The 24300-nt window shown below is 72.9% G+C and carries 24 protein-coding genes and 1 other RNA gene; 19 read left to right on the forward strand and 6 right to left on the reverse strand.

Annotation, left to right across the window (positions count from 1 at the left end; genetic code table 11):
* Positions 1-34: 34 nt before the first annotated feature.
* On the forward strand, positions 35-1003 hold the full coding sequence (locus AB0I91_RS09770) for a cobalamin biosynthesis protein (RefSeq protein WP_498774519.1): 969 nt from the start codon (positions 35-37) through the stop codon (positions 1001-1003).
* On the opposite strand, the gene AB0I91_RS09775 is transcribed toward AB0I91_RS09770, so the two are convergent.
* Genes AB0I91_RS09775 through AB0I91_RS09790 form a run of 4 tightly spaced genes read right to left on the reverse strand, consistent with a single transcriptional unit; the run spans position 945 to position 3618 of the window.
* Positions 945-1748, reverse strand: coding sequence for an SURF1 family cytochrome oxidase biogenesis protein (locus AB0I91_RS09775; protein WP_498774521.1), 804 nt, complete (start codon positions 1746-1748; stop codon positions 945-947). The genes AB0I91_RS09770 and AB0I91_RS09775 overlap by 59 nt on opposite strands.
* A gap of 16 nt (positions 1749-1764) precedes the next feature.
* A complete protein-coding gene (locus tag AB0I91_RS09780) occupies positions 1765-2328 on the reverse strand; it encodes a DUF1349 domain-containing protein (protein WP_499610096.1) in 564 nt (187 codons plus the stop codon).
* Between the two features lie 4 nt (positions 2329-2332).
* A complete protein-coding gene (locus AB0I91_RS09785) occupies positions 2333-3166 on the reverse strand; it encodes a fructosamine kinase family protein (RefSeq protein ID WP_499636327.1) in 834 nt (277 codons plus the stop codon).
* On the reverse strand, positions 3163-3618 hold the full coding sequence (locus AB0I91_RS09790) for a low molecular weight protein-tyrosine-phosphatase (RefSeq protein WP_498774652.1): 456 nt from the start codon (positions 3616-3618) through the stop codon (positions 3163-3165). Before AB0I91_RS09790 ends, AB0I91_RS09785 begins: the two co-directional genes overlap by 4 nt.
* A gap of 64 nt (positions 3619-3682) precedes the next feature.
* Between AB0I91_RS09790 and AB0I91_RS09795 the strand changes: the two genes are divergently transcribed.
* The 6 genes from AB0I91_RS09795 (at position 3683) to AB0I91_RS09820 (ending at position 9285) form a co-directional block, all read left to right on the forward strand.
* Complete coding sequence (locus AB0I91_RS09795) at positions 3683-4156, forward strand: hypothetical protein (RefSeq protein WP_498774527.1); 474 nt, start codon at positions 3683-3685, stop codon at positions 4154-4156.
* 362 nt (positions 4157-4518) lie between these two features.
* A complete protein-coding gene (locus AB0I91_RS09800; RefSeq protein WP_498774529.1) occupies positions 4519-5523 on the forward strand; it encodes a polyprenyl synthetase family protein in 1005 nt (334 codons plus the stop codon).
* Between the two features lie 27 nt (positions 5524-5550).
* Complete coding sequence (gene cobC, locus AB0I91_RS09805; protein WP_498774531.1) at positions 5551-6594, forward strand: Rv2231c family histidinol phosphate aminotransferase CobC; 1044 nt, start codon at positions 5551-5553, stop codon at positions 6592-6594.
* The gene (locus tag AB0I91_RS09810; protein WP_498774533.1) at positions 6591-7418 is read left to right on the forward strand and encodes a Nif3-like dinuclear metal center hexameric protein; all 828 of its coding nucleotides are present in this window, start codon (positions 6591-6593) and stop codon (positions 7416-7418) included. Before cobC ends, AB0I91_RS09810 begins: the two co-directional genes overlap by 4 nt.
* Entirely contained in the window at positions 7415-8152 is a 738-nt protein-coding gene (locus tag AB0I91_RS09815; protein ID WP_498774535.1) for a zinc ribbon domain-containing protein, read from the forward strand. Before AB0I91_RS09810 ends, AB0I91_RS09815 begins: the two co-directional genes overlap by 4 nt.
* Positions 8149-9285, forward strand: coding sequence for a bifunctional RNase H/acid phosphatase (locus AB0I91_RS09820; RefSeq protein ID WP_498774537.1), 1137 nt, complete (start codon positions 8149-8151; stop codon positions 9283-9285). The genes AB0I91_RS09815 and AB0I91_RS09820 overlap by 4 nt, the downstream gene beginning before the upstream one ends.
* Here AB0I91_RS09820 and AB0I91_RS09825 read toward each other — a convergent pair.
* A complete protein-coding gene (locus AB0I91_RS09825; protein WP_498774539.1) occupies positions 9282-9842 on the reverse strand; it encodes an NAD(P)H-dependent oxidoreductase in 561 nt (186 codons plus the stop codon). The genes AB0I91_RS09820 and AB0I91_RS09825 overlap by 4 nt on opposite strands.
* A 218-nt stretch (positions 9843-10060) precedes the next feature.
* Between AB0I91_RS09825 and rnpB the strand changes: the two genes are divergently transcribed.
* Both rnpB and AB0I91_RS09835 read left to right on the forward strand, forming a co-directional pair.
* An RNA gene (gene rnpB / locus AB0I91_RS09830) (RNase P RNA component class A) lies at positions 10061-10461 on the forward strand.
* Between the two features lie 200 nt (positions 10462-10661).
* Positions 10662-12272 carry a DUF6345 domain-containing protein gene (locus tag AB0I91_RS09835; protein ID WP_499636329.1) on the forward strand — a complete coding sequence of 537 codons (1611 nt, stop codon included), beginning with the start codon at positions 10662-10664 and terminating at the stop codon, positions 12270-12272.
* A 79-nt stretch (positions 12273-12351) separates the two neighbouring features.
* Here AB0I91_RS09835 and AB0I91_RS09840 read toward each other — a convergent pair whose 3' ends face one another.
* On the reverse strand, positions 12352-12576 hold the full coding sequence (locus AB0I91_RS09840; RefSeq protein ID WP_498774543.1) for a ParB family protein: 225 nt from the start codon (positions 12574-12576) through the stop codon (positions 12352-12354).
* Positions 12577-13079: 503 nt separating this feature from the next.
* On the opposite strand from AB0I91_RS09840, the gene AB0I91_RS09845 reads away from it, so the two are divergent.
* The 10 genes from AB0I91_RS09845 to AB0I91_RS09890 all read left to right on the forward strand — a co-directional run bounded on the left by AB0I91_RS09845 (position 13080) and on the right by AB0I91_RS09890 (position 24298).
* On the forward strand, positions 13080-13355 hold the full coding sequence (locus tag AB0I91_RS09845) for a hypothetical protein (protein ID WP_053721548.1): 276 nt from the start codon (positions 13080-13082) through the stop codon (positions 13353-13355).
* A gap of 3 nt (positions 13356-13358) precedes the next feature.
* Positions 13359-13832 carry a hypothetical protein gene (locus AB0I91_RS09850; protein WP_498774546.1) on the forward strand — a complete coding sequence of 158 codons (474 nt, stop codon included), beginning with the start codon at positions 13359-13361 and terminating at the stop codon, positions 13830-13832.
* Between the two features lie 25 nt (positions 13833-13857).
* Positions 13858-16674, forward strand: a complete 2817-nt coding sequence (locus tag AB0I91_RS09855) for an ATP-binding protein (protein ID WP_498774548.1) — start codon at positions 13858-13860, stop codon at positions 16672-16674.
* A complete protein-coding gene (locus AB0I91_RS09860) occupies positions 16671-18566 on the forward strand; it encodes a hypothetical protein (protein WP_499636331.1) in 1896 nt (631 codons plus the stop codon). The genes AB0I91_RS09855 and AB0I91_RS09860 overlap by 4 nt, the downstream gene beginning before the upstream one ends.
* On the forward strand, positions 18566-19174 hold the full coding sequence (locus AB0I91_RS09865) for a hypothetical protein (RefSeq protein ID WP_499610074.1): 609 nt from the start codon (positions 18566-18568) through the stop codon (positions 19172-19174). Before AB0I91_RS09860 ends, AB0I91_RS09865 begins: the two co-directional genes overlap by 1 nt.
* A 2-nt stretch (positions 19175-19176) precedes the next feature.
* Positions 19177-20178, forward strand: coding sequence for a C40 family peptidase (locus AB0I91_RS09870; RefSeq protein WP_498774554.1), 1002 nt, complete (start codon positions 19177-19179; stop codon positions 20176-20178).
* Between the two features lie 12 nt (positions 20179-20190).
* Positions 20191-20721 (forward strand): hypothetical protein, encoded by a 531-nt coding sequence (locus tag AB0I91_RS09875; RefSeq protein WP_498774556.1) that lies wholly within the window; start codon positions 20191-20193, stop codon positions 20719-20721.
* 37 nt (positions 20722-20758) lie between these two features.
* The gene (locus AB0I91_RS09880; protein WP_157621353.1) at positions 20759-20947 is read left to right on the forward strand and encodes a hypothetical protein; all 189 of its coding nucleotides are present in this window, start codon (positions 20759-20761) and stop codon (positions 20945-20947) included.
* A gap of 21 nt (positions 20948-20968) precedes the next feature.
* Positions 20969-22378 carry an RNB domain-containing ribonuclease gene (locus tag AB0I91_RS09885; RefSeq protein WP_498774558.1) on the forward strand — a complete coding sequence of 470 codons (1410 nt, stop codon included), beginning with the start codon at positions 20969-20971 and terminating at the stop codon, positions 22376-22378.
* 327 nt (positions 22379-22705) lie between these two features.
* Entirely contained in the window at positions 22706-24298 is a 1593-nt protein-coding gene (locus AB0I91_RS09890) for an FAD-binding oxidoreductase (protein ID WP_499636333.1), read from the forward strand.
* Positions 24299-24300: the final 2 nt, after the last annotated feature.

The following is a 24300-nucleotide window of genomic DNA, read 5'->3' on the forward strand; positions in this document are numbered from 1 at the left end:
CGGCGGTCCGACACGTGCGGGCTACCGTGCCCGTGTGAGTCTGGGGCGCGCGGTGGGGTTGGTGCTGGGCGTGGCCGCTGACGCGGTGTTCGGCGACCCCGAGAGGTATCACCCGGTAGCGGGATTCGGTCGGGCGGCGGCGGCGCTGGAGCGCAAGCTGTACCGCGACCACCGGGCGGGCGGGGTGGCGCACACGGCGGTGCTCGTCGGCGGCACGGTCCTCGCCGGCCTCGCGGTCGAGCGGCTCGGCAGGCGCAGCCAGGTCTTCGAGGCCCTGAGCACGGCCGCCGCCACCTGGATCGTGCTCGGCGGGTCGTCGTTGGCCGACGAGGGCACCGCGATGGGCCGCGAGCTGGACGGCGGCGACCTCGAAGCGGCGCGCAATCGTTTGCCCAACCTGTGCGGGCGCGAGCCGCGCAAGCTCGACACGATGGGCCTGGCGAAGGCGACCGTCGAGTCCGTGGCGGAGAACACGTCCGACGCCGTGGTGGCCCCGCTGTTCTGGGGCGCGGTCGCGGGCGTGCCCGGCCTGCTCGGCTACCGCGCGGCGAACACGCTCGACGCCATGGTCGGCCACCGCAACGAACGCTACCGCCGGTTCGGCTGGGCCGCCGCACGGCTGGACGACGTGGCGAACCTGCTGCCCTCCCGGCTGGCCGCGCTGCTCACGGCGGCCGGCGCGCCGGTCGTCGGCGGGTCCGCGGGCGAGGCGTGGCGGACCTGGCGGCGGGATGCGGCGGCGCACCCGAGCCCCAACGCGGGGCAGGTCGAGGCGGCGTTCGCGGGCGCGTTGGAGGTCCGGCTCGGCGGGCGCACGGTGTACGCGCACGGCGCGGAGGACCGGCCGGTGCTCGGGCACGGCCGCAACCCCGACGCGGGTCACGTGACCCGGGCGGTGGAGCTGTCGCGGGTGGTCGGCGCGTCGGCGGCGGCCGTGACCGCGCTCATCGCGCTGGCGCGGCCTCGTCTTCGGCGAGCTGTTCGGCGACGGACTTGCGCCTGACCTTCGCCTTGCCCGGCTCCTCGCCCAGCGCGCCGCCGGGCCGGATCTCGCGGACGGTGAAGTACAGCCAGCCGCCCAGCGCCATCGCGCCGAACGCGATCCACTGCAACGCGTAGGAGAAGAACGGTCCCGCGTCGAGCTTCGGCAGCGGCAGGGACTCCTCGACACCGGGCTGGCCCTCGGTGAGCTGGAAGTAGCCCGGCCGCAGCTCGAGCCCCGCGGCCCGGCCGACCACGGCGGAGTTCACCGAGTACACCTGCCGGTGCGCGTCCTCCTGGAACGCCTCCCGGGTGTCCGACTCGTCCCGGCGGACCAGCGCCACCAGCGTCACCTCACCGGTCGGCACGGGCTTGAGGTCGGGCACCTTGATGCCGTTGACCGGCCGCACGTAACCCCGGTCGACCAGCACCGTCGGCCCGTCGGCCAGCCGGAACGGCGTCAGCACCTCGAACGCCGCCTCACCCTGCACGGTCCGCAGCCGGGCCACCGCCTGCCCCTCGGGCAGGTAGCGGCCGGTCAGCGTCACGCGCCGCCACTCCACCTCGGCGGCGGGCCGGTCGAGCAGCGTGGCGACCGGCACCGGGTCGGTGCGCAGGGACGACGTGACCGCGTTGTTCTGGGCGTCGCGCTCGGTGTCGCGGTCGAACTGCCACGGCGCCAGCAGCGTGAAGCACGCGCCCGCGAACACCCAGACCGCCAGCGTCAACGCCAGCCATCCGGGCTGCAACAGGAACCTCAACCGCACGTGACCACGGTAAGCCCTAGGCCGTTGTGACCTGCACCCGGTCGAAGCGGACGGTGAAGCCAGGGCCCGTCGGCGCCGCGACCATCACCCCGACCAGCACCTCGACCTCGGGCGGGAAGTACGCGAGCCGCAGCAGGGTCGTCGGCTCGGCGTCGCCGACGCCGTAGCGGACGGTCACCGCGTCGCCCTCGCGCACCGCCGCGATCGTCACCCGGTCGACGCGCCCGGCCGGCACCACCGACCAGTCGGAGAAGTCCCTGGTCACGACCGTGCTCACCTGGAACTCGTCGTCCACGAGCTCCACGCCCGCCTTGATCCAGTTGCGGTCGTCGAGCCACAGCGCGACGCCGGCCTGGTCGTACTGGGCGGCGTAGTCCGCGGTGAACGAGGCGGTGACGGTGAAGTCGCCGGTCAGCGGCGCGCCGAGGACGTGGCCGCTGTCGCGGTCGTAGCCGTAGTGGGTGGTTCGCCAGAAGTCGGTCTCCGGGTCGCTGGTGACGGTGAGCCCGTCCCGGTCGCTCCACGTGCGCGGTTCGTTGAGCCAGCGCCAGTCGTCGCGGTCGAACGCCTTGATCCCCATGCGGTCATCCTGGCAGCGATCGCGCGGCCGACAAGGCCTGTTGGGCGTAGCCGCGGCCGAACAGCACGGCGTGCACGAGCACCGGGAACAGCTGGTGCAGCGGCACCCGTTCGCGCCACCCGTCGGCCAGCGGCGCGGCCTCGTCGTAGGCGGCGAGCACGCGGTCCAGGTGGGGGCAGCCGAACAGGGCGAGCATGGCCAGGTCGCTCTCCCGGTGGCCGCCGTGGGCGGCCGGGTCGATCAGCCAGGCGCGGCCGTCGGCGGCCCAGTGCACGTTGCCGTTCCACAGGTCGCCGTGCAGGCGGGCGGGCGGTTCGTCCGGAGCCTCGACCCGCACGCCCTCGATGGTCCGGGCCTCGGCGGCGGTCAACGCGCCCGCGTCCACCGCGAGCCGGGCGTAGCGGGCGATCCGGTGCACGGCGAACCACTCGGCCCAGTCGTCGGACGGGACGTTGCGCATCGGCGCGAGGCCGATCGACGCCTCGGTCGGCCCGCCCGGCGGCGGCGCCCCGAACGCCGGGGCTCCGGTCGCGTGCAGCGCGGCGAGGCGGCGGCCGAACTCCTCGGCGGCCGCGGGCGACGGCCGGCCGCGTTCCACCTGGTCCATCACCAGCCACTGCCCGCCGTGGCCGCGCACCCGCGGCACCGGCGGGCCCACGGGCTCGGCCAGCCACTCCAGTGAAGCGGCCTCCGCCAGCGCCGCGTCCGGCTCGTCGTGCCGCTTCACGACCACCAGGTCGCCGTCGGCGAGGTCGACCTCCCACACGGTCCCGCCGAGCCGCCGGACCCCGGTGGCCGGCACCCCGGTCAGCTCCGCCGCCGCCTCCGCCGGTGTCACAGGCGTTCGCGCACCCACGTCAGCAGGCCCGGGACCGCGGCCTCCACCATCTCCACCACGCGGTCGAAGCCCGCCTTGTCGCCGTAGTACGGGTCGGGCACGTCCACGCCGTCCGCGTCGGGGTCGAACGAGCGCAGCAGCCGGACCCGCTCCGGGTCGCCGACCAGCCGCCGCAGCGCCCGCGCGTGCCCGCTGTCCAACGCCACCAGCAGGTCCGCGTCGAGGTGGTTGTCGTCGACCTGGGCGGCGCTGTGCTCGGTCGGGTAGCCGTTGTCGGCCAACGACTTCGCCGCCCGGGGGTCGGCCGGGTCGCCGACGTGCCACCCGCCGGTGCCCGCGCTGGTCACCTCCACAAGATCACCCAGGCCGGCCCGGCGCAGGTGCTCGCGGAATATGATCGCGGCCACGGGGGAACGGCAGATGTTGCCGGTGCAGATGAACGAGACGGTCAGCGTCACGGCAGGGGAGTCTGCCAGGTGGAGCGCTCCGCGACCGCTCGCTTTGGGGGTCTTGGGCATGTCCGGGGTCGTGGTCGGTGTCGTCGTGGTGCTCGTGGTCCTGGCGACCGCCGGGGCGGTGGTGGCGGTGCGCCGCCGGTCGTGGCCGGAGACGCCCGCGTTCGCCCGACCACGGCCCGTGACCTCGCCCGGCGGACCGGCGCCCGACCCGAACGCCGGATTCTTCACCCACCGCCGATTCGGGTTCCGGAAAAGGCATTTCTTCGTCGGCACGGGATGTCCTCCGGTGCTGGTCGCCGATTTTTCGTCACTCGACGTGTTGCGTCGGGAACAGCCCGTGCGCATTGCCCGGTACGGCATTCGGGTGTGGTGGTGGTTCGAGGAGGATTTCTACCGGGAAGCGGTCGGCCTGGGTGCCGACGACGTGCGAGCATGGGTGCGTGAGCGGGAACGGAGGCGGCTGGCCCGGCAGGACCGGGCCCGGCTGCTGTCAGCGGTGGAAGAGAGTCTGCGAAAGCGTGATAACGAGTAACGGGTCGACCCGCGATTCCGACGCCAAAGGCGTGGGGAATGTGTCGGGAAGGAAAGTCGATGACTCGCACATGCGTGCTGCGGCGGGTTCGTCCGTCCTATTCGGAACGGGCGTCGCACTCGAGGACCGCGTCGTCCGGCCGGTGGCCGCGGCCGACGCCGCGAGAGGCAGGCTCCCGGTGGTGAGCGAGCCGGTGCGGTGCCCCGGCGGCCGGCCCGAGGTGCCCTCGCTCGTCCACCTGGTGCTCAGCCTTGCCGTGCTCTGCTTCGCGGTCGCCATCTCGGTGCTCTGAGCGCGGCGTTCGGCGGCGGTCGGGCGGCGGTCTCAGCGGGCTCTCAGGCGCCGCGAGCGACGATCACCGTGTGTCCACAGTGCAGTCGAACGAAGCGCAGTCGACCATGCCGACCATGCCGGCGCTCGCCCGGGCGCTGCCGAGGGTCGAGGACGAGATCCGGGCCTTGGCGACGTCGTCGTCCCTGCCGATCGTCAACACCTTCTCCGGCCGCATCACCGCGGCCGGCGGCAAGCGGTTGCGCTCGGTGCTGGTCCTGGCCGGGTCGCTGGCCGTGTCCGGTCGCATCACCGACAAGGCGGTCACCGCCGCCGCCTGCGTCGAGCTGCTGCACGCCGGCTCGCTGGTGCACGACGACCTGATGGACAACGCCGAGGAACGGCGCGGCGTGCGCACGGTCAACGCGGACTGGGGCACGGGCCCCGCCGTGCTGGTCGGCGACTTCATGCTGGCCCGCGCCAGCCAGGCCGCGCTCGACCGGATCTCGCCGTTCGCCGCGAGCAGGCTCGCCCAGGCCGTGACGGACCTGGTCGAGGGCCAGGTGCTGGAGGTCGTCGACCTCTACGACGCGCACCGCAGCCCGGAGAACGCCCTGCGGTCCATCGAGCTGAAGACGGGCGCGTTGTTCGAGGTCGGCTGCGTGCTGGCCGCGCACTGCGCCGACGCCGACGAGGCGACCACCGACGCGATGGCCCGCTTCGGCGCGCTGTTCGGGCTGATGTTCCAGGTCCTCGACGACCTGCTGGACCTGGCGTCCACCTCGCAGCGGCTCGGCAAGCCGGTCGGCAACGACCTCCGCCAGGGCGTCTACACGTTCCCGCTGCTGCGCGCGTTGACCGAGGACCAGCGCGCCCTGCTCGCGCGCCGCGGCCGTGAGCTGACCGACGCGGAGCTGACCGGGCTGCTGGCGCAGCTGCGGCAGACGAGCCTGGTCGCCGACACCCTCGCGCACTGCACGTCGCTGGCCGGGCAGGCGGTGCGCGCGCTGCCGGACCTGCCCGAGTCCGAGGCCCTCGGCATCCTGCGCGAGCTGCCGGGCGCCTACCTGGACTGGGCCGCCTCCCAGATCGGGTGACGGCGCTGATCGCCTAGACTCGCGGCGATGACCAGCCAGGATTCCGGCCGGGCGCTGCTGCGCCACCACGGGGACGTCGACGCCGCACCCGGGCTCGCGGACTTCGCGGTGAACGTGCGGACGCCCGCGCCGCCCGCGTGGCTGCGCGACCGGCTGGTCGCCGCGCTCGACGGCCTCGGCGCCTACCCGGCCGCCGCCGCCGACGAACGCGCCCGCGCCGCCGTCGCCGCGCGGCACGGGCGCACGCCGGACGAGGTGCTGATCCTCAACGGCGCCGCCGAGGGCTTCGCGCTGCTGCCGAACCTGCACCCCGGCCTGGCCGCCGTGGTCCACCCGTCGTTCACCGAGCCCGAGGTGGCGTTGCGCGACGCGGGCGTGCCCGTGCAGCGGGTGCAGCTGTGGCCCGAGGACGGCTACGGGCTGCGCGCCGACCTCGTGCCCGACGAGGCCGACCTGGTGGTGCTGGGCAACCCGACCAACCCGACGTCCGTGCTGCACCCGGCGGAGGTCGTGGCGTCGCTGAGCAGGCCCGGCCGGGTGCTGGTGGTGGACGAGGCGTTCGCCGACGCCGTGCCCGGCGAGCCCGAGTCGCTGGCCGGTCGCGCCGACGTGCCCGGGCTGCTGGTGCTGCGCAGCCTGACGAAGACCTGGGGCCTGGCGGGCCTGCGCGCGGGCTACCTGCTCGGCGCGCCGGACCTGCTGGCCCGGCTCGCGCTGCCCCGACCGCAGTGGCCGGTGGGCAGCCTGGTGCTGGAGGCCGTCACGGCGTGCTGCGAGCCGTCGGCCGTGGCGGAGGCCGAGGCGCTGGCGCGGGAGGCCCGGGAGCACACCGCGCACGCCGTCGCGCTGCTCGGCGACCTGGTGGTCGTGCCGCCGGACGCGCCGTTCGTGCTGCTGCGCGTGCCGCACGGGCCGCGGGTGCGGGAGGGGTTGCGGGACAAGGGGATCGCGGTGCGGCGCGGCGACACGTTCCCCGGCCTGACCGCCGACCACCTCCGGGTGGCGGTCCGCGCGCCCGAGGAGTTCGCCCTGCTGGCGGACGCGCTGCGAGTCGTGCTGGAGGAGCTGTGACCACGCTCGGGGACGTGCTGGACGTCCTGGAGGCCGCCTACCCGCCCGCGACCGCCGAGTCGTGGGACGCCGTCGGCCTCGTCTGCGGCGACCGCGCCGAACCCGTGTCGAGGGCGCTGTTCTGCGTCGACCCGGTCGAGTCCACTGTGGACGAGGCGCTGGCCGCGGGCGCGCAGCTGATCGTGGCGCACCACCCGCTGATGCTGCGCGGCGTCACGGGCGTGCCGGCCGACGACCCGAAGGGCGGGCTGGTCCACCGGCTCATCCGCGCCGGCGTCGCCCTCTACACCGCGCACACGAACGCCGACGTGGCCAACCCCGGCGTCTCCGACGCCCTCGCCGAGGCCCTCGGGCTGCGCGTCACCGGCCCGCTGGAGCCGGCAGACGCCGACCCCGCCACCGGCATCGGCCGGATCGGCGAGCTCGACCGGCCCGAACCGCTGCGCGACTTCGCCCGGCGCGTCGCCGAAGCCCTGCCCGCGACGGCGTGGGGCGTGCGCGCGGCCGGCGACCCGGACCGGCCGATCCGGCGGGTCGCGGTGTGCGGCGGCGCGGGCGACAGCTACCTGGCCGCGGCGGCGCGCGCGGGCGTGGACGCCTACGTGACCGCGGACCTGCGCCACCACCCGGCGGGCGAGCACCTGGCCGCGGGCGGGCCCGCGCTGGTCGACGTGGCGCACTGGGCCAGTGAGCAGCCGTGGTGCGGACAGGCGGCGCACATCGTGCGCGCCGCGTTCGGCGGTACGGTCGAGGTCCTCGTCTCGACCCGCCGGACCGACCCGTGGACCGTGGGCGTGACGAGCCGAACAGGAGGATCTCAGTGAAAGCCGATCCCGCCGTGCAGCGCAGGCTGCTCGACCTCGCGCAGGTCGACGCCGAACTGTCGCGCGTCACCCATCGGCGCCGCACGCTGCCCGAGATCGCGGAGATCGCCGAGGCGGAGAAGCAGTTCCGCGCCAAGCAGGACGCGCTGACCACGATCGAGACGACCCTGGGCGACCTCAACCGCGAGGTCAAGCGGCAGGAGACCGAGATCGACCAGGTCCGGGCCCGCGAGGAGCGCGACCGCAAGCTGCTCCAAGGCGGCTCCGTCGGCGCCAAGCAGCTCACCGACCTGGAGCACGAGCTGGCCACCCTCGGCCGCCGTCGCGGCGCGCTGGAGGACGACCTGCTGGAGCTGATGGAACGCCGCGAGGCCGTCGAGGCCGACATCCAGCACGCCCGCGTCTCGCTGGACAAGGCGCAGGAGGCCCTGTCCGACGCGGCACGTCGTCGCGACAGCGCGCTGGCCGACCTGGAGTCGACCGAGACCAAGCGCACCGCCGACCGCGGGCTGATGACCGGCCAGTTCCCCGAGCCGCTGCTGGCGCTCTACGACCGGGTGCGCGCGCACAAGGGCATCGGCGCGGCGCTGCTGCAGTCGCGGCGCTGCGGCGCGTGCCGCATCGAACTGGACCGCAACGCGTTCGCCAAGGTCAAGGAGTCGGCGGCGGACGAGGTCATCCAGTGCGACGAGTGCGGCGCGATCATGGTGCGCACCGGGGAATCGGGTCTGTGAGGGTCGTCGTCGAGGCCGACGGCGGCTCGCGCGGCAACCCCGGGCCCGCCGGGTACGGGGCCGTCGTGCTCGACGAGTCGGGCGCGGTGCTGGCCGAGCGGTCGGCGGGCCTCGGCGTCGTCACCAACAACGTGGCCGAGTACCAGGGGCTCATCGCGGGCCTGCGGGCGGCGGCCGAGCTCGGCGCGTCCGAGGTGGCCGTGCGGATGGACTCCAAGCTCGTGGTCGAGCAGATGTCCGGCCGCTGGAAGGTCAAGCACCCGTCGATGCAGCCGCTGGTCGCGCAGGCCCGCGAGGTGGCGCGGGCGTTCGACCGGGTGAGCTACGAGTGGATCCCGCGCGAGCGCAACCAGCGCGCCGACCGGCTGGCGAACCGGGCGATGGACGAGCAGTCGGGGGTGGCCCGGAAGGCGCGGCCGGAGGAACCCGAGCCCCAGCAGCCCGAGCCCCAGCAGCCCGAGCCGCGGCGGCCGGACGCGGCGGCGACCCAGTCACCGGTGTCGTGGACCGGCGCGGTCGGCGAGCCGACCCGGCTGTACCTGCTGCGGCACGGGCAGACCGAGCTGTCGGTGGCCCGCCGCTACTCCGGGCGCGGCAACCCGCCGCTGACCGAGGTCGGGCGCGGGCAGGCCGAGGCCGCCGCGCGCCGGCTGGCCAAGGTCGAGGGCCTGACCGCGATCGTGTCGTCGCCGTTGGGGCGGGCGCGGGAGACGGCGCTGGCCGTGGCGACGGCAACCGGCGCCGAGCTGTCGTGGGACGACGACCTGATCGAGACCGACTTCGGCGCGTGGGAGGGGCTGACCTTCACCGAGGCCGCCGAACGCGACCCCGACGTGCACCGGCGCTGGCTCGGCGACCCGTCCGTGCCCGCGCCCGGCGGCGAGAGCTTCGACCAGGTGCACCACCGGGTCCGGCGGGCGCGCAACGCCGTCGTGTCCCGCTTCGGCGGCGCGAACGTCGTCGTGGTCAGCCACGTCACGCCGATCAAGTCGCTGCTGCGGATGGCGCTGGACGTCGGCCCGTCGCTGCTGTTCCGGCTGCACCTGGACCTCGCGTCGCTGTCGGTGGTCGAGTTCTACCCCGACGGCCACGCCTCCGTGCGGCTGGTCAACGACACGTCGCACCTCGGCTAGCCGGCGGGGCGCAGCCGGGCGCGTCCGTCGCGCCGGGACCGGGCGTCCTCGACGGCCGAGGTGAACCGGTCCACCGCGTCGCGAATCGCTTCGGCGGCTTTCGGCGCGATGGTCCCGTCGGCGATGTCCGGGTCGAGCACGAATTCGCCGCGCAGCACCGAATCGGCGCCTTTGCCGGCGAGCAGCGGGTTCAGCGCGTAGTCCATCGCGACCAGGAATCCCTGGCTGCCGCCGGTCGCCAGGGGCAGGATCACCCGCCCCCGCAATGCTTTCTTCGGCAACAGGTCGACCAGCGCTTTCACGAGTCCGCTGTAAGCCGCTCGGTAGACCGGGCTGGCCACCACGATGCCGTCCGCGCGCAGCACCGCGGCGACCGCGTCACCGATCTCCGGGTCCCTCAGGTCCTCGGTGAGCAGCGGCAACGTCGGCAGTTGGCGCACGTGCAGGGTGCGCACCGCGTACCCGGCCGCGCGCAGGAGCCCTTCGACGTGCGTGACGACGACGCCGGTCCGGGATGTCGGCGACGGACCGCCGGAAATCATCAGAATGGAGGACATGGATCGCTGACACCTTTCGGAAAAAGGCTCGGAGTGCGAGGTAAAAGGTCAGCGACAACAGATCGCGGCGGCGGTGCGGCCGAAGTCGACGTGCCGGCGGCGGGTGAGTGCCCCGATTCCTGCCATGGTTGCGAGTAGAGCAGCACGCCCACAACCCGACAAGGTTTCCCGCCCTGGTTCCACAGCCTGGGAAGCCGCCGGTATCCTGGTGGCGCGGATGAGTCGGCAGGGCGGCCGCGTCGACGGGTCCCCGGATCCGTCGCCGAGGAAAGTCCGGACTCCACAGGGCAGGGTGGTTGTCAACGGCAACCAGGGGCGACCCTCGGGACAGTGCCACAGAGAACAGACCGCCCCGGCGCGAGTCGGGGTAAGGGTGAAACGGTGGTGTAAGAGACCACCAGCGCTCCCGGTGACGGGAGCGGCTAGGTAAACCCCACCCGGAGCAAGGCCAAGAGGGTGCCCCAGGGCACCTGCGCAGGCGTTCGAGGGCTGCCCGCCCGATGCCTGCGGGTAGGCCGCACGAGCCTGTCGGCAACGGCAGGCCGAGATGGATGGCCGCCGAACGGGACCGCCGCGAGGCGCCCGGGAACAGAATCCGGCTTACATGCCGGCTCATCCGCCCCTTTCCGCCCGTTCGGGCGCACCGATTGGTCCTCACCGGACCGCAAATCCCATGCGCCCGCCTATACATCCCTTGCGTGCCACGGGCGTTACACAAATGACGCCGTTCGAGTGGTTGTCGGTATCAACGCCGGCCGGCGCGCTTCCTCCCCGCAGACCACGGGCCCTGCCCCGCGGTACCACGAGGAGGGAAAGCACATGTCCACCAACGCGAGGCGAGCCGGCACCTGGCTCGCGCTCACCGGGCTGATGGGCGCGGCGGCGATCATGGGGAGCACCGCCACCGCCACCGCGGCCGCCGCCGAACTGCCGGTGTACGCGGTCCGGTCCACCGGGCTCACCCAGGACCAGGCCGCCGCCCTGCAACGCGCGTTCGGCCTCAAGGACGTCCAGCTCGCCGGGGACGGCTCGGTGGCGTTCGCCGACGAGTCGACCTACCTGCGCGTGCCCGGTCTCGACCTGGGCGCGGGCAAGCCGGACGAGGAAGGCGGCGAGACCACCCGGACGGCGCTCGACGTCGAGTCCCTGAGACGCTTGCGCGCCATCCCCGTCGAGGACGCCACCAAGCGCGCCCTCGAATCCCTGCGCGGGGCGGGGCTGCTGCCCGCCAACGGCACCCCGACCGCCGGCCAGACGACGTTCGAGGTCGTCGACGCCAACCAGAAGGCCGTCGTCACCGCGCCGCTGGACACCGCGGTGTCGTTCGCCTTCACCCTCGACGGCGTGCCGCTGGAGGGTCCGGGCGCGAAGCTGCGGATCGCGTTCGACGGCCAGGGGGCCGTCGCGGGCCTCACCCACGCCACCCGCGAGGTGGTGAAGGTCGGCAGCGTGCCGGTGCTGACCCTGGACGAGGGGCGCGAGCGGTGCGCCAAGGTGTTCGGCCAGAGCGTGCGGCCGACCGGCGTGTCCTACGTGTACGAGGCGCCGCCGCTGGCCGAGAAGGTCGAGAAGCTGGAGCCCGGGTTGCGGTGCGACGGCGTGAACTCCGACGGCGCGGCCGTGCAGTCGGTGATCGTCGGCGCGGCCGTGGACGCGCGGCTGCCGGAGCCCGGCCCGGTGGACCCGCCGCGCGAGGAGGGCGCGTTCACCCCGCAGTGGACGTGGCGGGTCGACGTCGGCAGCGAGGGCACCGGCCCGTGCTCCGGCCTGCCGTGGACGGCGAACAACCTCACCGCGTTCAACAACCGGTTCACCGCCGCCGGCGTGCCGGTGCAGTTCAGCTGGGTCAACCACAACGCGTGGGAGCGGGACTTCAAGGACCCGGTGTTCCCCGGCGGCCAGGACCACCTCTACGCCGACGACGTCGACCTGACCTACTGGCAGGGCCACGGCTCGCCCAACGGCTTCTCCTTCGCCGGGTGCAGCAGCAACACCGACACGTTCCTGTCCAAGGACGAGGCGCGCTGGGGCAACAAGGACGTCGAGTGGATGAGCCTGTTCACCTGCTCGATCCTGCAGAGCTCGGCCGGCGGGCAGAGCTGGGCGGCGCGCTGGGGCCAGGCGTTCCGGGGGCTGCACCAGATCAACAGCTTCGACACCGTCTCCTACCACAGCGCCGTGCACGGCGGGAAGTTCGCGAACTACCTGGTGCGGACGCCGTTCCTGTGGTGGAACCGGCCGATGAAGGTCCGCGACGCGTGGGCGCAGGCGTCGATCGACACCCAGCCCGCGTCGGTGCGGTGGGCGACCATGGGCGCGATCGGCGGCGGCGCGGTGGCCAACTTCAACGACTACTTCTGGAACAGGGGGCCGGTCGGCCCGGACACCCTGCCGACGTCCGGCTACTGGCGCATCTCCGGCATGAGCTGACGGATGGGCGGACGGGGTCCCTTCCTCACCTGGGGGTGGGAAGGGGCCCCGTCCCGCGTCGGCGTTCCCGTCGGCCGGGTCAGGCGCGGCGGGCCGGGCGGCCGGGCGGCATGCGGAACACCGGGCGGAACGCCGCGCCGCCGTTGTAGCGGCGCTCCAGCTCGGCCACGTACGCCTCGACGGCCGGGTTCACGATGTCGGCCAGGCTGCGCACGCCGGCCTCGGCCTCGTACGCCGCCAGGTAGGTCGCCGCCGCCCGCGCCCGCTCCAGCACGTCCTGGTCGAAGTTGACCGTCCGCTGCACCCGCCGCCCGGTTTGCCGGTCCCCACCGGTAACCTGATCATCGTCCGAGACGGCCACGGAGACGGTGATTTCGTTCACTCCGCCGGCTGGTTCGGGCGCGGCCTCGGGCGGCTGGGTCATCGGCGAGCCTCCTCGGCGTCGTCACTCCGGCCTGCGGACCGTTCGGGTGCCCGCCGCTGCGCCGGACGGGGGATTCGTCGTGGCCGGCGGGAAGTGGGCTGATGGTCTTGCACACTGTGCGTGACCAGGGGCTTCGCAGGCGGGTGAACTATCTCAGCAATCGGGAGAATCCCGGGACGTCGGTTCTCCACCGGCTCCCCCCGATCCATGATGTCCGTGGTCAGATTAGACGTAATCGACTACCAGGGGAACGGTTATTGATCTACGCACCGCTGATCGCCAGATACACCTGGTGACGAAGACGTGTTCTACTCGATAGCGCACCAACCGGACGGGCACCCCTCGGCCCGCCCGGCGAAGTCCTGCGTACTCAGGAGTACGAGATGACCGCCATGACCCTGGTAACACTCGCCCAGCAGCCGCCCGCTTTGGGCACAGGCGGGGTGCGCCAGTGGATCCTCGACAACCTGGTCCCCCTCCTCTTGCTGACCGTCGCGGTCCTGCTGCTCTGGCTCGGCGGCGGCAAGGGTGACAACGCCGGGGTCATGCGCCGCCTTGGCGGCGTCATCATCGCGTTGGCGATCATCGGCCTGGCCGTCACCACGAACGCGGGCGCCAACATCGGCCAGTGGATCGCCGGCCTGTTCACCGGCGGGTGACCCTTGCGGGTACGCACTGACGACGAGGTCTACCGGGTCGACGCCGTCTGGCTCGGCCCGCCCAAAGCAACCTTCCCGTGGCGTGCGCGGTACGTCGCGTGGGGTGTCGGCATCGTGGTCTTCCTGCTGGTGACGGCTGTCCAGCGGCAGGTCGGCTTCGGTTTCGACGTCATCAACACCGGCTGGGGCTTCGTGATCACGGTCGCCCTGACCAGGTTCATCTGCGCGCGGATCAGCCACGAGCGCCCGCTGTCGTCAGTGGTGGCGATGTGGGTGCGCGAGCTGACCGCGCCGCGGGAGACCACGGCGGGCCGGGGCGGCGCGGCCAGCGCCGCGCGGATCCGGGTCAACGCGCACCGCCCGCGCAAACGTCCCAAGAAGGGTGCGAAACGCGCGAGCGCCGCCACCCGATCCCAGCACCGCACGCAGCAAGACCGCCGTCAGAAGGAGGTGCGCGGTGTTCGGACGCCGGCGTGACCGTGACCGACGATCCGCTGCGCACGTGGCCCAGCACGCGGCTGCGGCGCGCGACGACCGCAAGGTCTACAGCAAGCGCGGTCGCCGCCTGCCGGGCGAGCAGGCCGTGCCGAGCTACACCCCGTCCATCGCGGCCCGCAGCATCGACGGCCACCTGCTGCGCACCGGCCAGGAGGTCTACGCCTGGTACCGGCTCGCGCCGCAGCGCTGGTCGTTCCGGTCGGACTCGCAGCGCCAGGACCTGATCGCGGCGATCGCGGGCCAGTACGCCGAGCTGCAGGGCCGCTGGATGCACCTGCGCGTGACGAACCGGCCGTACCCGATCCGGATGTGGGCCGAGGCGCACGTGCACAACGCCGTGCGCCGGCTGCCGGACACGCCCGGCACGCTGAGCTTCGACGACTACATGGTCGGCGAGCAGCAGCAGCTGATGGGCCGGTCGATGGCCGAGAAGGAGGTCTACCTCGGCGTCCAGGTGCAGACCCGCAACATGATGGACCGCGCGGTCGAGCGCGCCGCGCCCGTGCTGCGCAAGGTCTTCCCGGACGCGGTGGACGCCGAGCTGGTCGCGATCGAGTCCGAGATCGACCACCTCGACCAGGTGATCGGCTCCGCCGGCCTGGAGGGCAGGCCGGCCACGGCCGAGGAGATGGCCTGGCTGATGCACCGGTCGTGCTCGCTGGGCCTGCCCGCGCCGCGCAACCTGCCCGCCGTGCCCGGCGCGCCGTGGGAGCCGGAGGACCTGGCGTCGTTCACCGACGCGGCGGACTTCCACCAGGAGCCGTACTCGCCGACGGTCACCGTGCGCGGTCGCACGGGGTCGAACGCGGGCATCAAGCGGCACGTCGCCGTGCTCACCGTCGGCCTGATGCACGGTCTGCAGATCCCCGAGCAGGACGACCCGTGGGTGCAGCGCTCGGACCGGCTGCCCGCGGCCGTCGAGTGGTCGGCGCGGATCTACGTGCGGCGGCCCGAAGAGGTCTCCGGCGAGTTGCAGCGGCAGATGAGCAAGGTGCGCTCGCAGGTGCGCCACTACACCGACGAGCACGAGCTGGACCCGCCGCAGTCGCTGGCCCGCCAGGCGTCCCGGGTGCTGGAGATCGACGACGAGATGACGTCGGGCTTCACCGCGCTGGGCACGCGGGTGCGCAGCTGGTGGCGGCTCGCGGTGTCCGGGCCGACCGAGCGCGAGGCGCTGCGGCTGGCGCAGGGCCTGCTCGACCTCTACAAGCCGAAGGTGGCCATCGAGCACCCCGAGGCTCAGTACGCGATCGCGCGGGAGTTCATCCCGGGCGAGCCGCTGTCCTCGTCGGCCTACCTGCGCCGCGGCTCGGTGCTGTGGGCGGCCTCCGCCGTCCCCACCGCCACGGCCGAGGTGGGCGACCGCCGCGGCATCCTCCTGGGCGAGACGGTGACCGCGACCCGCCGCCCGGTGGCGTGGGACCCGTGGATGGCGCAGGAGCTGCGGGACTCGTCCGGCCTGACCGCGATGGTCGCCGGGCTGGGCGCGGGCAAGTCGTTCCTCGGCGGCGGCATCGTCTACAAGACGTTGCGCGCCGGGGCGCACTGGACGCTGCTGGACCCGTCCGGGCCGCTGGCGGCGCTGTGCGAGCTGCCCGAGCTCAAGCCGTACGCCCGGCCGATCAACCTGCTCAACGCGCAGGCGGGCATCCTCAACCCGTACCGGGTGGTGGCCGAGCCGCAGCTCGACCACTTCCTGGACGAGGAGGACCCGGAACGGGCGTGGCGGCGTGAACGCGCGCTGGCCGCGGCCACCCGCCGTCGGCTGGTGCTGGACGTGCTGTCCGGCCTGCTGCCGTACGAGGTGTCGCGGCTGCCGCAGACCCGGATCGTGCTGCTGCGCGCGGTCCGCACGGTCGGCGGCCGGCCCGACGCGCACCCCGGCATGGTGTTCGAGGCGCTGCGGCGTGACGCGAGCGAGCACCACGAGCACGCGGTCGTCGTCGCCGACTTCCTCGACGAGATGCGGGAGCGCATGTCGCTGCTCATCCCCGAGCAGGACCTGGACCCGTACAACGAGGCGCGTGACGACCGGCTGACCGTGCTGACCATGGCGGGGTTGAACCTGCCGAAGGACGGCGTCGGCCGCGAGCACTGGACGGACGCGGAAGCGCTCGGCGTAGAGATGCTGAACCTCGCCGCGTGGCTGACCCAGCGCTCGATCTACGAGCGGCCGAAGGACCTGCGCAAGGGCGTCTGGATCGACGAGGCGTTCTTCCTGTCCGAGGTGCCGACGGGTCGCGTGCTGATGAACCGGTTCGCGCGCGACTCGCGCAAGTGGAACGTCCGCGTGCTGCTGTCGTCGCAGATCCCGGCGGACTTCCTGAAGATCCAGGGCTTCGTCACGCTGCTCGACTCGGTGTTCGTCGGCCGGTTGGACGACGACCAGGCCCAGTCCGACGCGCTGCGCCTGCTCAAGGTGCCGATCGGGGCGGGCTACGAGCAGGTGGTGGCGTCACTGGGCCGTCGTCCCGGCGGCGTGCGCACCAACCTCGAACGCGACCGCGCGCCGCGGCAGTTCATCTTCGGCGACGGCGCGGGCGGCGTGGAGCGGATCCGCATCGACTTCTCCGGGCCGCACCTGGAGCACCTGCGCAACTCCCTCGACACCACCCCGGACGCCATGCGCGAGGGCTCGGAGTCGACCGAGGTGGAGGTCTCCTCCCCGCCGCAGGACCCGTTCGCGTATGCGGAGCAGTACACCGACGAGTACGACGACGAGCTGGCCGCCGACCTGGAGGTCGGCCTGACCGACGAGCTGGTCGACTCGGCGCATGGCGAGGGAGGAAACCGCCGACCGGGCCGGGAAGGCGTCGCATGAGCACTCTTCTGCTGGTGGCGCTGGTCGCCGTCGCGCTCTACGCGCGACGGCGTTTCAGACACGCTCAAGAGCACGCCGAGGCGCACGGCCGACCGGCGCGCGCCCGGTGGCGTGCGATGGCCGTGGTGGTCGCGATCGTCGGCCTCCAGGTGGTCATCGGCGCCACGCCCGCCAGCGCCGCGCCCTGCGGCGAGGCGCCCAACCCCGAGCGGCCCGGCTCGGGCATGGTCGGCGCGATCGACCCGCCGATCGGCAACGGCCTGCCGGAGACGCCGTACCTGAACCACGGGTACGCCGGCATGGTCTGGCACACCTACCAGGAGAAGTGCCTGGTGCCCAACGCCAGCCCGGTGCTGGACACCTGGATGGGCAACGAGCTGTTCAACATCGGCAAGAACATCGTCGGCGCGACGAACGCCCTGCACTACACGGTCGTCGGCCAGGGCCTGCTGCAACCGCTGGACGAGGCGGTGAAGACCGGCGTCCAGAAGGTCTACGACAACGTCTACCTGCGCTGGTTCGGCCTGGTCGCGCTGATCCTGGCGGTGTTGATGTTCCGCCAGATCTGGCAGGGCGACCTGGCCTCGATCAGCAAGCGCGGGCTGTGGGCGCTGGCCGCGATGTGGCTGGCGACCTCGACCCTGGCGCTGCCGCAGTTCTACAACCTGCTCGACAGCACCCTGGTCACCAAGACCTCGGAGATCCAAGCCGGGTTCATCGACGTGGACGCGAACCAGGACACCCTGGACAAGCTCCCGTCGGACCTGCACCAGACCGTCGTCTACCAGAGCTGGCTGCGCGGCGAGTTCGGCACGCCCGACGCGCCGCAGGCCAGGGACTTCGGCTCCCGGCTGCTGGCCGCGCAGTCCTGGACCGTGCAGGAGCTCGCCGACCACAAGGACGGCGACCAGGCCGCGCTCGACGCCAAGAAGGCCGAGTACAAGAACATCTACGCGCAGCTCGGCCCGACCAAGGGCTACTTCAGCGGCGAGGACGGCGGCCGCACGGGCGCCGGGTTCCTGTCGTTGCTGCAGGCCGTCGCGTTCTCGCTGTTCCAGCTGTTCGCGAAGGCCGCCGTGCTGCTGGCCCAGCTGCTGCTGCGGGTGCTCACGCTGGCGGGCCCGCTCATCGGCCTCGTCGCGCTGATCCACCACGACCTGCTGCGCAAGGTCGCCCGCGCGGCCGCCGTGACCGTGTTCAACGTGCTGGTGCTGGCGGTGCTGGCGGGCACGCACGCGCTGCTGCTCCAGGCGATCTTCAACGCCACCGGGCTGACGCTGCTGACCAAGGCGCTGCTGGGCCTGATGCTGACCCTGGTCTGCTTCATGGTCGGCAAACCGCTGCGCCGGATGTGGCAGATGGTGGAGATGTCGGTCGGCTCGGCCAGCAACGCGCTGCCGATGCGCGGCGGCGTGCTGTCGCGGCTGCGCAAGAAGAAGGAAGGCCCCTCCCCGCAGGAGGAGTTCTGGGACACCGTGCGCGACGCGGACCCGGACGGGCCCGAGGTGCCGCAGCGCGACCGGCGGCGGGTGCGGCCCGAGGCGGCCAACCCCGTGGCCGCCACGGCGCAGCGGTTGGACCGGGCCGGGAACAGCGTCGGCGAGCTCGGCAGCGGCGGGAACGGCGCGCCGGCGTTGCCCGGTGGCGGGTACGCCGGTCCGGCGGCGCTGCCGTCCGGGCGCTCCAGGGTGGTCGACGCGGCGCCCATCGCCGACCGGAGCTACGACCGCGTGGACGACGCCGTGCTGGTGCCCTCGCGCGTCAACGGCCGGGTCCTCGACGCGCCGACCGCCGTGCCGGGGCCGCGCCGCGCCGAGACGGAAGTGGTGGCGGGACGGCAGGTCCACGTGATCTACCGGCCGTCACGCGGGCTCGAGGTCAGGGACAGCTGATGCCGATCCGAACCAATCGCGGCCGGGCGGCCGTGTACCGACGCCTGTGGGGCTGGCCCCTGCGCTCGCCGCGCCACCTCGTGGCCTCGATCGTCGGCGTGACGGTCCTGGTCACGACGATCAGCGTGGTCATCCCGAACGCGATCAAGCCGCGCCAGGGCGGCGGCACGGCGGGCACCACGTCCACCGTCGTGACCGGTGGCAGCGGCGGCAACCAGGTCGGCGTGCTGCCGACCGCCACCTCCACCGCGCTGCCGACCAAGGCGCCGAGCCCCACCGCCGCGCCCACCTCGGCCCCGGTGAACCCCAACGCGCAACTGGTCGCCGACATGTGGGTCGACGCGTTCAGCGCGTACCAGCCGGGCAAGACGACCAAGGAGCAGTGGCTGGCCGGCCTCAAGCCGCACACCTCGAACGAGAAGTTCCCCGCGCTGGAGTCGGTCGACCCGGTGAACGTGCCCGCGGTGATCGACGAACCGGTCAAGGCCATCAAGTCGTTCACCGAATCGGCGGAGTTCGAGGCCAAGTTGGAGGACGGCAAGCTGATCGTCACGGTGGCGAAGCTCCCCGAGGGCTGGGTCGTGACCGAGTGGACCAAGGTGGGGTGACCATGCTCAAGATCGGGCTCGTGGTCGTCGCGGTGGTGGCCGTGGTCGCCGTGACCGTGACCAACGGCGTGTCCACCGTGCTCAGCGAGAACACCCCCTCGGAGGAAGCCGCCGGCATCCGCATGGCGAGCTGCAACGCCTCGATCGGCCCGTGGGGCGGCGGCGGCGAGGAGAAGGGCCGCCGGGAGGCGGAACGGCTCACCGACGAGCAGCGCACCACCGTCGCCAACATCATCTCCATCGGCCGCGACCGCAAGCTGCCGCCGCTGGCCTGGCAGATCGCGATCCAGGCGGGCATGACCGAGTCGGGGCTGCGCAGCCTGGACTACGGCGACCGCGACTCGCTCGGCATCTTCCAGATGCGCCCGTCGATGGGCTGGGGCACGCCCCAGCAGGTCACCGACCCCCACTACGCGATCAACAAGTTCTACGACGTGCTGCTCAAGCTGCCGGACTGGGAGGAGCAGCGGCCCGGCGACTCGGCCCAGGACGTGGAGCGGTCGGCGTTCCCCGACCGGTACCACAACTGGGAGGCCATGGCCGCCTTCCTGATCAGCAAGGAAGGCGACGTCAGCGACCCGGCCGGGTGCGGTGAGAACGTCGGCGACTTCCTGCTCGCGTCGAACGCGGCCGGCACCGCCATCGAGTTCACGAAGCAGCAGCTCGGCGAGCCGTACCTGTGGGGCGGCAACGGCCCGGACGCCTGGGACTGCTCCGGCATCCTGGTCAAGGCGTTCGCGGCGGCGGGCGTGAAGATCCCGCGGGTGGCGAACGACCAGTACATGGCAGGCGGTGCCTACCTGCCCGTGCGGGAGGCCAAGGCGGGCGACCTGATCTTCTGGGCGACCAACCCCGCGAACCCGGTCACCGTCCACCACGTGGCGATGTACCTGGGCAACGACGAGTACATCCACGCGCCGCAGACCGGTGACGTGGTCAAGATCAGCAAGGTGAACTGGGACTACCACGAGTTGATGCCACTGGCCGTCCGGCCGGGCGTGTAGGGAGGCACGACGGTGTTCAACCACGAACCCATCCAGCGCCACGCCGGGCCGCCCGCGTCGAGCACGCCGACGCGGGACTACCTCAACACCCGGCCGCCGGGCACCGACCAGTCCTACGCGGTGCTGCCCCGGTCGCTGGTCGAGGCCATGCCGCTGCCGTGGCAGCAGCAGATGGCGCACCTGCTCGCCGACTTCCACCGCACGTACGGGCACCTGAACTGGCCGGTCTACCGGGTGGTGCCGTCCCGGGTGGAACGGCTGGTCGACCTGGACGAGGACCAGCTGGCCGAGGTCGGCGCGATCGTGGAGATCGACTCGGACGGCGAGCTGGTCTACCGGGACCGCAGCGGCGCGCTGATCGCCGACCCGGAGCACAAGACGGTGCTCGTGTCGGTGCTCGACCCCATCCCGGGCGAGTTCGCCAACGCCAACCAGAACACGCCGCCGCGCGGCTTCCCCCAGCCGCCGCCGGTCGTGCCGCAGCCGACGTTCCCGCAATCGGGCCCGGTGCCCGTGCAGGCGCCCCGACCGCCCCAGTGGTGAACATGACATGCGCTCCGGCGCATGGAAGCCTGGTGGCATGGCTTCTGACCCGAACGCTTGGTACTACTGCCTGACCCACCAGACGGTCGAGCACGGTGTTGGCTGCCGGGGCGGTGACCGCATGGGCCCCTACCCCGACGAGGCCACGGCGCAGCGCGCGCTGGAGCTGGCGCGGGAGCGGACGAAAGCCGAGGACAAGGCCGATAAGGACTGGGGCAAGCGCTGAGGCCGGCTTAGGGTGCACCCCATGGTGGTGATCCGCACCGGCCGAGCGGACCTGGACTTCGGCGGCATCCGGACCGAGTTCGGCCTGCCCGAGGAGTTCCCGGCCGACGCGCTGGCCGAGGCGCAGGCCGCGGTGTCGCGCGACGTCGGCCCGGCCGGCCGCGAGGACGCGACCGACCTGCCGTTCGTGACCATCGACCCGCCCGGCGCGAAGGACCTGGACCAGGCGCTGCTGGTGCAGCGGGTTGGGTCCGGCTTCCGGGTGCACTACGCGATCGCCGACCTGGGCGCGTTCGTGGTGCCCGGCGGCGCGCTGGACGCCGAGGTGCGCAAGCGCGGCCAGACGCTGTACCTGCCCGACGGCAACGTGCCGCTGCACCCGCCCGTGCTGTCGGAGGGCGCGGCGAGCCTGCTGCCCGGCCAGACGCGGCCGTCGGTGCTGTGGACGTTCGAGTGCGGTCCGGACGGCGAGCCGGTCGAGGTGCGGGTGCGCCGGGCGGTGGTGCGCTCGACCGCGCAGTTCGACTACGAGGGCGTGCAGGCGCAGTTCGACGCGGGCACGCCGCACCCGTCGATCGAGGCGCTGCCCGACTTCGGCCGGTTGCGGCGGGAACGCGCGGCCGAGCGCGGGGCGGTGGAGCTGCAACTGCCCGAGCAGGAGATCGTGCCCAACGGTGACGGCGACTGGAAGCTCGCGGTCCGGCCGCGCGCCGACGTCGACTCCTGGAACGCGGAGATCTCGCTGCTCACCGGCATGTCGGCGGCGCGGATCATGATCGAGGCGAAGGTGGGTGTGCTCCGCACGCTGCCCGACGCGGACGACGGCGCGGTGGACGCGCTGCGGCGGTCCGCGCACGCGCTGGGCGTGCCGTGGCCGGACGGTGTGACCCCGTCGCGGCTGCTCGCGGGCCTGGACCCGAGCCGGCCCGAGGCGTTGGCGCTGTTCGTGGACGCGACCCGGCTGCTGCGCGGCGCGGGCTACACGGCGTTCAACGGCGAGGTGCCCGCCGTCTCCACGCACGCCGGCCTGGCCGCGCCGTACGCGCACGTGACCGCGCCGCTGCGCCGGCTGGTGGACCGCTTCGCCACCGAGGTGTGCCTGGCCGTCACGGCGGGTGAGGCCGTGCCCGAGTGGCTCACCAAGGCGCTGCCCCTGCTGCCCGGCCTGATGGGCGGCTCGGACGCGCTGGCGAGCAAGGTCGACCGGGCGTGCCTGGACCAGGTCGAGGCGTGGGTGCTGGCCGACCGGGTGGGCCAGGACTTCGAGGCGGTGGTGCTGAGGGCGGACGGGGGAGGCGCGGACGTCTTCGTCGCCCAACCGCCCGTGATGGGCCGCTGCACGGGCGAGGACCTGCCGGAAGGCGAGCGGATCGCGGTGCGCCTGGTGGAGGCCGACCCCGAGCGCCGGAAGGTCGTCTTCGAACGCCGCTGAACCCGCCCGCCGAACCGACCGCCCGCCGCGGCCGGACCGGCCGTAGTCACGCGCGCCACCGGCGGGCCCGGTCCGATCACCTGTGGTGTGATGACCCGATGACGGGGTCCTCGCGTGCCCGTTCAGCGCGCTCAGCAGCGCCGATGAGCCCGGCGGTGCGCGGCCGCGTTGCCCGAACGTGCCAAGTCGACCGAAGGCATGGGGGGAGTTGACCGAAGCCGATTCTTTTGCCGTCCCGCTGTGGTCACATACGGCAGTCGGAACAAATGGGGTCGGGGGACCTGGCGGTGGCCGCCATCGCCGGGGCGACCAGGGATGGGGATTGCCATGATCGAGGACGTGGCACAAGGGGCGGTCGCCGTGGCGCCGCCCGCCGACGACATCGCGATCGGTGTCGTGGACCGTCAGTACGAGGACCTCGTCCGCGGGGTGAACCAGCGGTGGGTGGCCGCGCCCGAGCGGGTGGTGGTCGTGACCTCCGCGGAGGACGTCCGGCGGACCGTGCGCGACGCGGTCCGGGACGGCAAGCGGATCACCGTGCGGTCCGGGGGGCACTGCTTCGAGGACTTCGTCTACAACTCCGAGACGCAGGTCGTGATCGACCTGACCGAGCTGGACGAGGTCTACTACGACCGCAGGCACCGGGCCGTCGCCGTCGAGGCCGGGGCCACGATCCTGCGCATGTACGAGACGATGTACAAGAAGTGGGGCGTCACGGTCCCGGCCGGGTTCTGCCCGACCGTCGGCATCGGCGGGTACGTCAGCGGCGGCGGCTGGGGCACGCTGGGCCGCCAGTTCGGCCTCGTCGTGGACCACCTCTACGGCGTCGAGGTCGTCGTGGTGGACGCCTCCGGCAAGGTGCGCATCGTGGTCGCCACCCGCGAGGAGCACGACCCGAACCGCGACCTGTGGTGGGCGCACACCGGCGGTGGCGGCGGCAGCTTCGGCGTCGTCACGCGCTACCTGTTCCGCACGCCGGGCGCGAAGGGCGACGACCCGCGCGCACTGCTGCCTCAGCCGCCGCGCGAGGTCATCCTCGCCGCCGTGGGCTGGTCGTGGGCGAGCATCGACCGGGCCGAGTTCGGCCGGCTGGCGCGCAACTACGCCCAGTGGCACCTGGAGAACTTCGCGCCGGACAACCCGAACCGCGACATCGCCGCGTTCATGGGCCTCAACCACCGCTCCGCCGGGCAGATCGGCCTGATCGCGCAGATCGACGCCGACCGGCCGGACGCCGAGGCGCGGCTGACCGAGTTCTTCCGGTACATGAACGAGGGCATCAACGTCGAGCCGGAGGCCCTCACCGCCTCCGTGGGCGACCTCGGCGCGCTGCCGCAGTTCTTCTTCCAGCGCAGGCTGCCCTGGCTGCAGGCCACCCGGTTCTTCGGCATGACCAACGTCCAGGTGACCGACCCGACGTTCCGGGCCGAGTACAAGTCGACGTTCATGGTCGGCAACTTCCCGGACAGCCAGCTCGACGCCCTGCACGCGCACCTGACCCGGGACGACATCAACAACCCGAACGTCACGGTGCAGCTCACCCCGTACGGCGGTGAGATCTCCGCGGTCGGCCCCGCCGACACCGCCGCGGTCCACCGCGGCGCGGCGTTCAAGATGCTCTACTCCGCGTACTGGACCGACCCGGCCGAGGACGACCGGTACGTCGGCTGGGCGCGGGACATCTACGGCGAGGTGTACGCCGCCACGGGTGGTGCGCCGGTGCCGAACGACGTCACCGACGGCTGCTACGTCAACTACGCCGACATCGACCTGAACGCCCCGGAGTTCAACCGGTCCGGCGTGCCGTGGCACGACCTGTACCACAAGGAGAACTACCCGAGGCTTCAGCAGATCAAGGAGAACTACGACCCGCTCGACGTCTTCCGCCACGGCCAGTCGGTCCGGCTGCCGGGGGCGTAGGG

The sequence above is a fragment of the Actinosynnema sp. NPDC049800 genome (assembly GCF_040656635.1).
Taxonomy (GTDB): Bacteria; Actinomycetota; Actinomycetes; order Mycobacteriales; family Pseudonocardiaceae; genus Actinosynnema.